The sequence below is a fragment of the Halalkalibacter urbisdiaboli genome (assembly GCF_002156385.1).
GTDB classification, from domain to species: domain Bacteria; phylum Bacillota; class Bacilli; order Bacillales; family Bacillaceae_D; genus Halalkalibacter_A; species Halalkalibacter_A urbisdiaboli.
This window is the reverse complement of record NZ_MVJM01000001.1, coordinates 26084-38600: the sequence shown is the minus strand read 5'-3', so window position 1 is coordinate 38600 and position 12517 is coordinate 26084. Positions and strand designations below refer to the sequence as shown.

General features: G+C 36.0%; 18 protein-coding genes. 12 read left to right on the top strand and 6 right to left on the bottom strand.

Annotated elements, in window-relative coordinates; translation table 11 throughout:
• The first annotated feature begins 22 nt into the window (after positions 1–22).
• Positions 23–430 (top strand): alpha/beta hydrolase, encoded by a 408-nt coding sequence (locus tag B1R93_RS23245; RefSeq protein ID WP_245308149.1) that lies wholly within the window; start codon positions 23–25, stop codon positions 428–430.
• A 279-nt stretch (positions 431–709) separates the two neighbouring features.
• On the opposite strand, the gene B1R93_RS00220 is transcribed toward B1R93_RS23245, so the two are convergent.
• The gene (locus B1R93_RS00220; RefSeq protein WP_088101990.1) at positions 710–1510 is read right to left on the bottom strand and encodes a CsxC family protein; all 801 of its coding nucleotides are present in this window, start codon (positions 1508–1510) and stop codon (positions 710–712) included.
• Between the two features lie 271 nt (positions 1511–1781).
• Here B1R93_RS00220 and B1R93_RS00215 point away from each other — a divergent pair, with 271 nt between their 5' ends.
• From B1R93_RS00215 to B1R93_RS00185, 7 genes are all read left to right on the top strand, one after another.
• Positions 1782–2495, top strand: a complete 714-nt coding sequence (locus B1R93_RS00215; protein WP_088101989.1) for a metallophosphoesterase — start codon at positions 1782–1784, stop codon at positions 2493–2495.
• Between the two features lie 210 nt (positions 2496–2705).
• Positions 2706–3218 (top strand): hypothetical protein, encoded by a 513-nt coding sequence (locus tag B1R93_RS00210; RefSeq protein WP_088101988.1) that lies wholly within the window; start codon positions 2706–2708, stop codon positions 3216–3218.
• Positions 3184–3645: a hypothetical protein gene (locus B1R93_RS00205; protein ID WP_088101987.1), complete on the top strand. Its 462-nt coding sequence runs from the start codon at positions 3184–3186 to the stop codon at positions 3643–3645. Before B1R93_RS00210 ends, B1R93_RS00205 begins: the two co-directional genes overlap by 35 nt.
• Before the next feature lie 245 nt (positions 3646–3890).
• On the top strand, positions 3891–4085 hold the full coding sequence (locus B1R93_RS00200; RefSeq protein ID WP_088101986.1) for a hypothetical protein: 195 nt from the start codon (positions 3891–3893) through the stop codon (positions 4083–4085).
• An 82-nt stretch (positions 4086–4167) separates the two neighbouring features.
• Positions 4168–4431, top strand: a complete 264-nt coding sequence (locus B1R93_RS00195) for a hypothetical protein (protein ID WP_133058587.1) — start codon at positions 4168–4170, stop codon at positions 4429–4431.
• A gap of 129 nt (positions 4432–4560) precedes the next feature.
• Positions 4561–4908, top strand: a complete 348-nt coding sequence (locus tag B1R93_RS00190; RefSeq protein WP_088101984.1) for a VOC family protein — start codon at positions 4561–4563, stop codon at positions 4906–4908.
• A 303-nt stretch (positions 4909–5211) separates the two neighbouring features.
• Positions 5212–5838, top strand: coding sequence for a LysE family transporter (locus B1R93_RS00185; protein WP_088101983.1), 627 nt, complete (start codon positions 5212–5214; stop codon positions 5836–5838).
• Here the strand turns inward: B1R93_RS00185 and B1R93_RS00180 are convergent.
• The 4 genes from B1R93_RS00180 to B1R93_RS00165 all read right to left on the bottom strand — a co-directional run bounded on the left by B1R93_RS00180 (position 5830) and on the right by B1R93_RS00165 (position 9336).
• Positions 5830–7203, bottom strand: coding sequence for an amino acid permease (locus B1R93_RS00180; RefSeq protein ID WP_088101982.1), 1374 nt, complete (start codon positions 7201–7203; stop codon positions 5830–5832). The genes B1R93_RS00185 and B1R93_RS00180 overlap by 9 nt on opposite strands.
• Positions 7204–7318: 115 nt before the next feature.
• The gene (locus B1R93_RS00175) at positions 7319–8194 is read right to left on the bottom strand and encodes a dimethylarginine dimethylaminohydrolase family protein (RefSeq protein ID WP_245308148.1); all 876 of its coding nucleotides are present in this window, start codon (positions 8192–8194) and stop codon (positions 7319–7321) included.
• A 115-nt stretch (positions 8195–8309) separates the two neighbouring features.
• Positions 8310–8792 (bottom strand): DUF456 domain-containing protein, encoded by a 483-nt coding sequence (locus B1R93_RS00170; RefSeq protein WP_088101981.1) that lies wholly within the window; start codon positions 8790–8792, stop codon positions 8310–8312.
• A 19-nt stretch (positions 8793–8811) separates the two neighbouring features.
• Positions 8812–9336, bottom strand: coding sequence for a hypothetical protein (locus B1R93_RS00165; protein ID WP_088101980.1), 525 nt, complete (start codon positions 9334–9336; stop codon positions 8812–8814).
• A gap of 113 nt (positions 9337–9449) precedes the next feature.
• Here B1R93_RS00165 and B1R93_RS00160 point away from each other — a divergent pair, with 113 nt between their 5' ends.
• Positions 9450–9809: a hypothetical protein gene (locus B1R93_RS00160; RefSeq protein WP_088101979.1), complete on the top strand. Its 360-nt coding sequence runs from the start codon at positions 9450–9452 to the stop codon at positions 9807–9809.
• Between the two features lie 78 nt (positions 9810–9887).
• Entirely contained in the window at positions 9888–10232 is a 345-nt protein-coding gene (locus B1R93_RS00155; protein WP_088101978.1) for a hypothetical protein, read from the top strand.
• 39 nt (positions 10233–10271) lie between these two features.
• Here the strand turns inward: B1R93_RS00155 and ymzB are convergent, their stop codons facing one another.
• Positions 10272–10625 carry a protein YmzB gene (gene ymzB / locus B1R93_RS00150; RefSeq protein WP_088101977.1) on the bottom strand — a complete coding sequence of 118 codons (354 nt, stop codon included), beginning with the start codon at positions 10623–10625 and terminating at the stop codon, positions 10272–10274.
• Positions 10626–10750: 125 nt separating this feature from the next.
• On the opposite strand from ymzB, the gene B1R93_RS00145 reads away from it, so the two are divergent.
• The gene (locus B1R93_RS00145) at positions 10751–10975 is read left to right on the top strand and encodes a DUF3892 domain-containing protein (protein ID WP_088101976.1); all 225 of its coding nucleotides are present in this window, start codon (positions 10751–10753) and stop codon (positions 10973–10975) included.
• A 156-nt stretch (positions 10976–11131) separates the two neighbouring features.
• A complete protein-coding gene (locus B1R93_RS00140; RefSeq protein ID WP_207634105.1) occupies positions 11132–12478 on the top strand; it encodes a multi antimicrobial extrusion protein MatE in 1347 nt (448 codons plus the stop codon).
• Positions 12479–12517: the final 39 nt, after the last annotated feature.

The window sequence follows — 12517 nt, the reverse complement described above, 5'->3', positions numbered from 1 at the left end:
GTCCGCAGGCGGATATATTTCTGTGTCATCAATTATGTTTGAAAATATAAATGATGATAGTGATAATCCAAATACAGAACATATTCCCAATGCTTTAGTCGTTTTCGGTGCTGGAATGGATGGCGTTGATATTATGAGTAGACGGTATCCAGAATTGCTTGAAAGGGCTGTGGAACTTTCACCTCTTCATAATATTAAAAAGTGCTTACCACCAACTTTATGGATGTGCGGAACTACAGATGAATTTTATGAGCAAAATAAAAATTTTGCAAAGTTAATGGTAGATAAAGGTAATGAAATTAATTTTATAACATACGAAGGCATGGAGCATGGCTTTTTTCATTATGGAAGGCATGAAAATAGGTGCTTCCACGATACGATACATAGAATTGAGGACTTTCTGAAATCGTTAAAATTTCTCAATTCTTAATCAGAGAGTAAATCTCCCAGAGAAACCAACCAGTGCGACTATACTTTAACTATGTATTCACTTTATAGGTGGTCGTTAGGAGTCAGTTTATAAATATTCGTGATCTGGGAAAACATTACAAAGCAGCTTTGCTCTATTTACGCGGGGGGACTTGGAGCTAGTTTATTAGATTTTTTATTATGAAAAAGTACATTCTTAACAAGTAAGAGTAGTATTTAAATAGGAAGGTAGTTGAAGGGTTACGCCCGTCAACCACCTTATTCTCGCTATCTACTCACTTTAACAATGCTTATCAGGCTTTACTTTAACTTGTTGCTTTTGTAAAACCTTTAATTTTATCTCTACTACCATTTTTTCTTCAATTTCTGTAAATGTTCCTTCTTCAAATGGAGCATCAATGGATTTTCCTTTTTCGTCATAGACTTTACCCATTTTACGATCTAATGCTTCATCGTACTCAAAGAAATGGGAAGAAATTAACTCACAATAAGGAAGTTCATTAAACTCTTCTCCACTGAATTGGTCGAATTGAGAAAGATCAGCGGATAGTAGATGATCCTTTGAGGCAAAACCATCGCCAAGCTTAGATTTCATAAAGTAAGAAGATTTTTGGGATTGTGGTGAAAAGGCGAATTTTGGTTTGTTAATATAATCTACTTCTGTCACTGCTTTAAAAGGAACATCAACCGTTAAGGAACGAATGTTAGAAATGACAGCGTCTTTTGTACCATAACGCGGTGTAGCATACTGAATATTTTTGCGAACAAATCCCGTTATAAATAATTTGTTCGTAGGCAATAGAAGACGACATTGCGTAACTTTAAGGTTCTTATTAATCGCTTTAATTTCCAAGACAGGCTCTGGGAACTTAATAGTTGGATTTAAATCAACTTGAACCACGGTTTCAGCTAGAACAACAGGAACCTTAACTGCTGTCGGTGCTATTGTTAAATCGGGCTCTGTTGGGTGATTACTTACCTTAGGAGAGATAGCATTTTTTTCCTTCATTGGCTTATAGTTAAAATACGGCGGGGCAGGTTGTGCCTTAGAATTTTTTTGATTACCTTTCTTACCGGACATTATTTATTCACCTCCATATATTTCTAATAATAAGGTATGTGTAAAAAAGCCAATAGTGTGGACGAAGTTATCAAGTTGAAACAACCATTTTTTATTCTACGTATTATTAAACGAAACTCACACTGTTTTTTGGCCTTAATTTTTGGCGAACTTTTTATCGTTCGAACCGTATCTGGTTGAAGTAGTACGCTAAAGTGGCAGAATATTTCAATAAAAAGGGTTGGGTTTTTGTGGTAAAATTGGTTTGTGTTTTCGAGAAGGGGGGAAAAGATTGAATGCTAGAACGTTAGTTATAAGCGATATTCATGGCTGTTTAGATGAATTTAATAAGCTATTAAAAATAGTGAAATATGAACCAAAGTTAGATAAACTCATACTTCTTGGTGATTATATTGATAATGGTGGCTACTCTAAAGAAGTAGTTGATAAAGTCATGAATATGGTAAAGGAATTCGGGGTTATAGCTATTAAGGGAAATCATGACCAACGTTTTATTGATTTAATAAATTCTAAAGACAAAGAGGTTGAGTCAAAATTTATTAAACATGGTGGTCACAATACCCTTTTAAGTTATGTAGAAAAGCAACAAGGTGATAATACTACAGAAATGGATAGTTTTAGGAGGTATATAAAAAAGAAGTATTCTCATCATCTGAAATTTTTAGAGCAACTTCCTCTTTACCATGAGGAGGATGATTACATATATGTTCACGCTGGTCTTAACCCCAATTTTAAAAATTGGAAAGAACAATCGGAGCATGACTTTATATACATTAGAGAAGCATTTCTAAATTATCCGACTGTAACAAATAAAACTGTAATATTTGGGCATACAAAATTGAGAGATATACATGGCAAAGCAGATATATGGTTTGGTGGAGATAAAATCGGTATTGATGGCGGATGTGCATATGGGCATCAACTTAACTGCTTAGAAATTAGGGAGAAAAAGAAGTATAGAATGTATAGTGTTAATTCAATTTAGAGGTATGAAAATTTTAGTAGTCAAGTTAGGGATATTTACGTAAACTCCGTTAATTGTGAATTGATTCACTTAAAGTAAAGGGTGCAGTTCTATGAGAAGAAGGAAGGCCGTTTCTATGTATTAGTTAGAGATTCTGGAAGAGGAAAATCACTAATTTAAGAAGGTGTAAAAAATGTTGTTTATTAACGACAACTTATTGAGAGGTCTTTTATGGAGAAAAAGCTTATTCTATTAGAGGGTATTCCGGGTTCTGGTAAGTCAACGTTTGCTCGTTTTATTTCTATACAACTACAAAGAAATGGATATCAATCGTTACTTTTTCATGAAACAACCTATGACCATCCAATAATTTTATCCGACTCAATTAAAGATGAGAATATGTGGATAGAAGCTTATTTAAAAAGGTGGCATACATTTTTGAACAGACAATTTGACAATAATTCCGTAATTGTCATGGAATCTGTACTGTTTCAAAATCCAATTTTAAATTTACTAAATAAAGATGTGGCTCGGGAGCGGATACTTTCGTTGATTAAGGAATTGTGTTTGATGACAAGCCAATGTTCTGTTAGCTTGATCTTCTTTCATCAAAAGGACACAATAACTGCAATCGACAATATGATTAAAAGCAGAGGTGGAAGCGAATTTTTAAATAGAAAATATGAAGAGTTTAAAAACGAAAAATACTATGAATCGAAAGAATCAAGGACCCCAACTACATAGAGAATTCCTTAGTGAATATGCAAAACTTGCACAAGACGCAATATCGACAGTCGAGGTAGATTCTCTTTCTATTGATAACTCCGAGAAAGATTGGAAAACCTATGAGCAACAATTACTAACTTACTTTAACCTGAGATACATTTCAGATCCTGTTATTCCCTTTAAAAAATTACATGAATTTGTTGGGATTTATCGTAATGACCAAATGAATATTAATGTGAATATTGAAATAAAAGATGAACATCTATATATTTTTGGAAATAGAAAATTAAAACCACGAAGTAGAGATGTATTTTATATTGATGACATCAGTGTAGAAGTAACATTTATTAAGGACAATGGTAAATACAATAATTTAATTATTGGAGAGAAAGATATATTTGTTAACAAGAATGAAGAAGGGACAGAGTTTGTAAGAATTGCATAGAAAAGACAAAGGATTATGCTTATGATAGAAAGCTATATGTCATTCAATCGCTAGTACGAGGGTATGGATATGACTTAGAAAATGATTTGGTTGTAGGGATAGAATTATAAGGACCGAAACGTTATGGATTGAAATATGAATTAGGGTCTTATTATACCTAAAGATCAAGTTACGGCGTTCGAGTTAAAAAACTATTAATATCTTTGCTAAGTAGTCCGGAAATCGAATTTATAGGAGAGGTTACATTGGAGAAGCAAGTGACTAAAAGAGAAAAAGACATTATCACACTATCTATATTACTCATTTTTATACTTTCAATTGTGCTTATTTGGAGTTTATTAACTCGCTATGAAGCATATAAAAATGTTGGAGCGTTGGTAATGTCTGAAAATCCAATGATTAGGATGGAAGCAAGAGAGCTAGCTACAATTAACTTTTAAAACGATTGTTAACGGCCAGGAAGATTATGATGAACAACTGATAAGAGAAATGCAAAGTAACTTACAAAGTCGAGTAAATCTTATGAATGAACTTCATGATGAAGTTACGAAAGTAATACAACTATTAACTGAAAGTAGGGCCTACTTTGTTAATGGGGATGAAAAAAGTGCGATTTCACTCTTAGGTGAAGCAGTATTTTTAGTTAGGCAGTTAATACATAACACAGAGGTTGTCCAAGAATATTGTTCAATAAATTCCATTTATCGAGTTGGTACCATTTTTTTAAAGAATGATGTAAAAGAAAGTGAACTTTATCAACTTCTAGCTAAAGATTCAAGGGAGTAATGCTTTAAAGATTTGTTTGAACATTTCTACTATTACAAGAGATATTTACCAAAAGTTTAAAGTGTTTAGAACAGGAAATATATAACATATGCCGAATTGATATATATAAAATTTTTATGGAGGGATGTTATGAATCCTATCTCAAATAAAATCAGTGGGGTCTTTATTCCGGTAAGCAATATAGAAAATGCACGTGATTGGTATTGTGAGATTTTAGGCTTGCCAACAGATGGTGAAATATTTTTTGGTCATATCTATGTTCTTCCTTTAGTGGGACCAAATATTGTTCTGGATAGCAAAATTTTTGCTCCAGATAACGTATATAAAGTTCCAGCGTTTCAATTTAATGCAGAAGATATCCATCAAGCTTATGAATTTATGCGTTCAAGGAATGTGGAATTAACAACTGGAATCGAGAATGGTCATTGGTTCAATTTTAAGGACCCTGATGGTAATCTTTTAATGGTATGCAAGTAATTCCTTGGATAGAATTTAATGCTCCAATTAGCCGATGAAATGAGTCAGAACTTAGGAATTAGGGCATAATTATTCGCATTCATAGCAAGGCTTTCAAAACCAGGCAACGGCTTCGCACATTACTTAAAGGGCGCTGAAAAGGAAAAACCACCCTTTTTCAGCGCCCTCACACGACAACCTTTTTTTCGTGCCCTCTTTTTTCTCTCGAATTCTCAATCTTCAGTCGTAAAAGCTTGTTCTACTGAATAGGATGTACAAGCGGGCAGGTTTGTCCGGTTGACTGATTGATTGTGGAGGTAGGCTATGAGTGTGTTTTTAAGTTATGTGTTACTAGGATTATCTTTGGCTGCACCGATAGGACCAGTTAATGCTGCACAAATTGATCGTGGGATTAAAAACGGTTTTTTACATGCTTGGCTCGTAGGACTTGGTGCAACGATCGCTGATGGCATTTATATGATGCTTGTTTTTCTTGGGGTTGTCTACATTATTGAAATTCCGTTTGTTCAAGCGTTTCTTTGGTTATTTGGCTTTTTTGTGCTTGTTTATACGGGGTATGAAAGCCTACTTGGTGCAAATAAAGTGTCTTTAGACATGACTAGAGGTAAACAGGAATCCCATGTTAAATCGTTTTTTTCAGGTTTTTTTATGTCTTTATTTAATCCTTTGACGATCCTGTTTTGGCTCGGTATTTTTGGTTCGATTTTGGCTAAAACCGTAACCACCTATGACACACATATGCTTATTGTCTATTGTGGTGCGATCTTTTTAGGGATTACGGTTTGGGATGTGACGATGGCTAGTCTTGCAAGCGGTATGCGCCGTTTTTTAACAACGAAGCTTCTTACAGGTGTCTCGATTGTTTCAGGACTGTCATTAATTGGATTCGGTGTGTATTTTGGAATCCAAGCGTGCAAAATTTTATTTTAACTTTGTAAATAATGTCCCAATTGGCTCGGGTTTGTCTTCCTTAGGGTTTTTCTTCCAAAAGTGCCGCATGATTAACGTAACAAGGCCAATGATTACGACGAAAAGTAAGCTAACAAAAAATCCAGGTCTACTCGTATGGTGAAAGACGGTTCCAATAACTGCAAGAAGGACGAGAATGTACCCGAAAAATTGCTTAACATGATCCATTCTCGTTAATTCATGTAAACGCCCATAGGAGCCCAATATAAAAAACCAATTATATAGTAGCATTAGCCCAGCGGCTGTTGTTATATACTCATAAATTCTCCCAGGCATTACGAGTGAAAGAATGATGGATACGATGATTCCACCTGTTGTCAAAGCCATTGCAGGTAAGGCAATTTCTTTTTTTACGCGTTTTGAAAAAACAGTAGGTGCATCGCGGTCCTCAGCAAGCGTGACGAGAATTCTAATAACGGCAAATAATGAAGCAACCATGGTTGAGAAACCAGCGATGATAAAGACACCGTTAAAGATATCTTGGACATATCGAATCTTGTAATTGTTTAAGGCTGTAACGAACGGACTTGCATCGGTTGAGAAGTTATTCCAATTTACGATAATAAGAGCTAAACCAATTGATGTAATATATAAAATCGCTAAAATTAGCAGCATCACTTTTCCAGACTTTGGTGCTTCTTTTTTATTTTTTAAACGCATCGCCAAAAGTCCGATGATTTCAATCCCAGCAAAACCATAAAACCCATATATTAAAGAGGGTAAAAATCCAGTTATCCCATTTGGTAAAAATTCGCCATATGTTCGAGGTAGCTCATTTTGTGCTGTGCCTTTCCCGAAGAGACCAAATAAAGCGAGTGCAGCAAGAATAATAAACATTAATATAGCTGCTATTTTTAACACAGCAAGCAAATTTTCAATCCGGTCAAACCCTTTAGGTCCAGCAAGAATGACAAGAAGTCCAAGAATGGCATAAATACTAGCAAAAATCCAAAGAGGAATGGCCGGAAACCAAAATTTCGTAAAGATGGATAAGGCGGTCATTTGACTCCCGATAATCAACATTTCTGAAATCCAGTAAACCCAACCACTAGAGAAGCCGGCCCAGCGTCCGAAGGCTTTTTTCGCGTATGTACGAAAGGAGCCTTTTTGCGGATCGGTTATTGTCATTTTCGCAAGAGCTTCATAAACAAAATAGGTTCCCAAAGCGGCAAGGGCAAATGAAAAGAGAACAGCTGGTCCAGCCATGCCAATCGCAATACTTGAACCTAGAAAAAAACCAGTACCAATTGTACAGGCTACACCGAGCAATGAAAGCTGCCACCATTTTAACGGTTTTTCAGACTTCTCGGCAGAATTTGATTTCATATGCCTCACTCCTCCTTTGGATAATATGTAAGCTAGTTTACATTGCGCACATCCTCTACAAGAAGCTTAATTGTAGAGGACTAAAAGCAATGCAGTGGTTTGGACTGTACGATTCTTAGTTAGCAGCATACTCACTTTCTTCACGATATATTGGAAGGGTACAGCATCTAAATGACCCACCTGATTTGATAATCTCGGTAATATCAACTTCAATTACTTCAAATCCGCGCTGACGTAGCTGAGCATTAACCTTCTTATTTACAGGTAGGCTCAAAATTCGCTTCTCTCCAATTGAAAGTACGTTTGTTCCAAGTGTAAATTGCTCTTCTTCTGAGACTTCAATTAAGTCGTAATGATATTCGAGAATGTTGCGTTCCTTTTTTGTGAAAGCGCCAGGAAAATAAATCGCTTCATGTGGTGAAATGATATTGAAAACACAGTCTAGGTGAAGATACTTTTCTGTAAATGGAATAACTATCACTTCATAATCCGGTAAAAGAGTGCGTAAATGATCGATGGCGTACTTATTTGTCCGGTCACTTAAACCAACGAATATTTTATTACGGTCGATGATTACATCGCCGCCTTCAATTCGGTCACCTACCAAATTATAATAGGAGATCTTCTCTTGCTCGAGCCATCCTTTAAATACGTCCTCTTCCCCTTGGCGAACGTCACTAGCCATTTCAGCAACAAAAATCGTTTGACCAAGGGTAAAGCCAATATCTCTTGTAAATACTTGCTCAGGATATCTTTCTTGTTCCGGTAGCAAAATGACATCGACTCCATGGGAACGAAGGGTCTTGACCATTTGGTCATGCTGTTCCATTGCTTTTTCGATATTAATTCCTTCATCTTTAAAATGCTTTTGGGTTTCATTTATTAAATCTTTGATTGTCATATAGCGTGGTGGGCAAAGGACCACGCGGATTAACTTGTCATATTCGCTACTACAAAACGACCTTGTTTTTTTCGTCATTAATGAAAACATGAATAAGCCTCCCCAATCGTTTTACGTTACTAATAGAATGACCGTTTACCAAAAAGTTATCGTATGTAAAAAATGGCGATTAATAAAAAAAGCTGGTACCAATTTTAGTACCAACTTAGATAAACACATCAAGTAAGAACACAACAATAAGAGTTAGTTGAATACACGCTTTCGCAAACGTACTACTTAAAAAGGCTATGAGTGTACCAAGTGCAACTTTTCCAGCTTCATTAAAAGGTTTCTTTTGGACCAATTCCGTTATGAGGACGAGAGAGAACGGAATAATTAAAATCCCGAATGGTGGAAAAATAAAGCTTCCAACGATTAAACCAATTGTCGCCGCACGTAGTCCAGATTTCGTCGCTCCATATTTTTTTACGAAAAAATGATTGGCGATATAATCGATTACAAAAAGAATCATTGTGAATACAAGGAAAGACCCCCATGTCCACCATGTGAGCATTTCGGCGTTAATAAGAAAATGGTAGATGATGGCGCCAACCCAAATCATTAGAACCGATGGGATAATCGGATAAATAAGTCCAACAAAGCTAAGTAAAAAGGCGACAACGATAACAAGCCACCAAACTGTATCCATGAAAGCAACTCCTCATCTATTATTGGTCAAAGTTCTCTGTTAAAAATGCTAATGATTCTAATGAATATTCGACGATTCCCTTTAAATCATCAATTTGATTTTCATTGATTTTTCGCTCGAAGTTTAAATTTGTTTTGTTTAACAGTCGTTTTTTCCGTCCGTACTTAAACGAGATCTCTTGATTAATAAAAGGGCGGCGGTCCCATATGTCCGTAAAGGCTTTTTCAATCATTTGACAATGATCTTCTACGTTATCAATGATTGTATAAAAATTAATCTCTATTACACAACCTGCCCGTTTTTCATCACCGTCAATCATTTCTGTCGCAAAATCCCGTAACGATGAAAAAATAATGATTTCAGCAACAGGATAGGTTTGCTTGGCGCCTTGCATCTGAAATTGCATTGAGAAGCGCCGTGACATCGTTGCTAAATCAAGCAAATCAGCCCGATTCGTCACAATAATCTCCCCATCTAAGTCCAAATCATAAATAGCGCCTTCTAAAACGACCTTTAAATTATCAAATATGGTTGGGTCAAACATTTGTTTCACTCCTACATTGAAATCATGTTATTTTCCATAATCAGGTTTAGAGATTATTGATTCGATTATACTAAAAAATGAACGACTATTTGTAGTTTGTTGGAGGATTTGTCATGGACTTACTCGAAACTTTATTTGCCAAAGAGAACTGGATTGTTATGATCGGTGGATTGCTCGTCCTATTCCTAGTTTTGTCATTAGTACGTACGTTAATTAAGTGTGTACTGGTAGCGGCAATTTTACTAGTAACAGCCAGTATCTTTTTTAACATCGATCCAGAAGAAATTATGAATATAACGAGCAACTCCTCACAGTGGGGACAAGAATTTGTCGAGGAAACAATTAAGCCGATGCTTGTCGATTTTCCTTTGGAGTCACTTCTGCCTGATAAGGATGAATTTGAGCAGTGGAGGGAGCGTTTACCAGAGGAAGAGGAGTCGGGAAATGTTTTGGATTCACTTGAACAAAAATAAAGAAAAAAAATGATGTTGAAAACGCTTTCAAATAAATGCGGATAGTGGTAAACTAGACGTATAAAAGGAGTGATAATAATGAACCAAAACAAATTATTTATAGAAGAGATAAAAAGATTTGTTGAAAATGGATTGTCACTTAATCAAGCTATCATCGAGATGAATGAGAAATATGGTAAAAGCCCAATGTTGATATCGGAGCTATATCAATTATTTGCAAAAAACCCCTACATATTAACGGTTAAGGAAGACCTAGATAGTGTCGTCTATGAATCACTTCTCCAAGGGGAATTGCAAAAAGCAAAAACATATTACGGAGGATTGGTTTATGTAGCCGAGCTATTTGAGCTTTCGGAAACGTATGTCAAATGCAAAGTAGAAAAATACAAGCAACCAATGATTGATTATAAATTCACAGCATAAAAAATGAGCGAAATCCTATCGTGGATTTCGCTCGTTATTTTATTGTTTATACAAATCATAAATGGATTTTTCAGTTTTTACTTGCAATCCGTTGTCTGTTACCGCCGATTCAAATCTTCCGAAAAGGGGGATTTCATATGTGTTTTGTGGTAAGGGCATTTGCCCCCGATCCGTTTTAATTTCACCATTTCCATGTAGAATGATTTCTGATTTCGCTAAGTATCCATCTGGATCAGGAGCTTCTATTTTTCGTACGGAAACATCTTCTAACTGAAGCTGCACACTATCAAGGTCAATGACATCCCCTTGTTGAATCTCCCTCTTTTGAATCATGACTGTATGTCCTTTTCCATTCTCGAGCCAATTGGCTAATTCATTAATCATCTGATCCATCGTCAACCTCCTATCATGTATTCGTACTATTCCCAAACTTACTCTGTTCATGCGTGTTGTTCGAAATCCGATTGATGAATAAACGACAAAACTTGGCACATACTAGTGGGTAAGGAGGCGATAGGATGAGTCAACAAATTATAGCAGTACGCAAAAACAATGAAGGTGACATTATTGAATGTAAGCTTTCAAATGGACAAGTTGTTGATTACAAACAAGCACAAGCTATGGCCCAAAATGGCGAAATTGAACATGTGAATGTGTTTAAAGGTCGCGACGGTGATATGCATTTACGAAGTGATGCAGATGGAGACCCATCAAATAACTTGGACAACCTTCCAACCTTTTAATGAAGTACTGTATGTAATAAAAGGGGTATCCCTTATGGGATACCCCTGCTTCATTGACTTTTGAGATAGGCTCTTTATTTAGTTGTAATAAGTGGTATGATACAATATACATATAATTATAACAACGTTGTTAAGACGATGAAAGAAGAGAAGGCTATGAGAGAAGAGAAGCAAACATCATTTTTACCTATAAGCAAACTGTTGTTGTTCTTTATTCCGTTGGGGTTGTCAGCAAGTTTGGTAACGTTTTCACATATTATTATCAACGGAACATTAGCACGTGGGGAAGAGGCAGAAGTCATTATCTCTAGCTATGTTATTGCGATGAGTTTATTTGCGATTACAGAAAGACTGGGCGTCTTATTGCGGCATACATGTTCAGCCCTAGTTCGAGATAAAGTTTCGTTTAAAGCCGTTTTGCATGTAGCTACATATGTGTTACTAGTACTTATGTTCATTGCAACGACCATTGCTTATACACCAATCGGAAAATGGATTTTCACTTACTTTTTCGGTGCGGAGTCTGCGATGGTAAGTCAAATTATAGAAGTTTATCAAATTTTAATCATTGTTACGTTTTTCTCTGCGATTCGCTGCTTATTTCAAGGGGTTATTATTTTAGAAAGACAAACAAAATGGCTCACGATTGGGATGATTATTCGCTTAATTGTTATGTATCTACTTTCTTTGTATTTTATTAAAGGAGGAAATATTACGGCAGTTACAGGCGCGTATATCTTTTTAGCGGGGATGATGGTCGAAAGTCTTGTAAGCTATCTTGAGGGTCGTTTGCTTGTCAAAAAACTTAAAGAGAAGCAAGCCAATCATACCGTTACAACAAAAAAACAAGTGTTTCGTTTTTATAGTCCGTTAATTTGGTCTTCACTCATTATCGTTATGGTTGGACCTTTTATAAATGCATTTCTAGGGAAAACAAATGAGATTGAGCTTGCTATCGCATCCTATGCATTAGCCCTTAGTGTTACGCAATTGATTTTAAGCTTTTTTACGTACGTCCATCAAATTGTGCTATCTTTTTATAATGAAAATTCTAAAAAAGTCATCCAGTTTACATCGGTTATTGGAATCATTCCAGCTATTGTGTTAGCAATCATTTGTTTCACCCCACTTGGCCCGCTCTTTTTAGAAACGGTTCTAGGAGCGAATGAACGATTAGTGGAAGCAAGTATGGACTGTTTACATGTGTTTCTAATCATGACGATTGTCTTTCCTTGTATTGATTTTTGTAATGGAATCCTTCTTATTCGAGAGCAAACAAAAGCGATGCTTATTACTCAATCTACGAATCTTCTGATTACGTTCCTAATTTTACTAGTAGGCTCAAGCCTTGTTCCAAATTGGAATGGTGTAATTGGGGCACTAGCACAATCCGTTGGAATGGTAGGGGAGCTTGCTGTGCTTTTATTTATTGTGTTAAAAGGAGGAGCAACACTGCATCAACAAAAGAAGCGTAAAGAGAAAGAGCAATCGATAGGGCTGTAACAACAACCGGGGTGGACGCAACGACTGCTCCGGTTATTT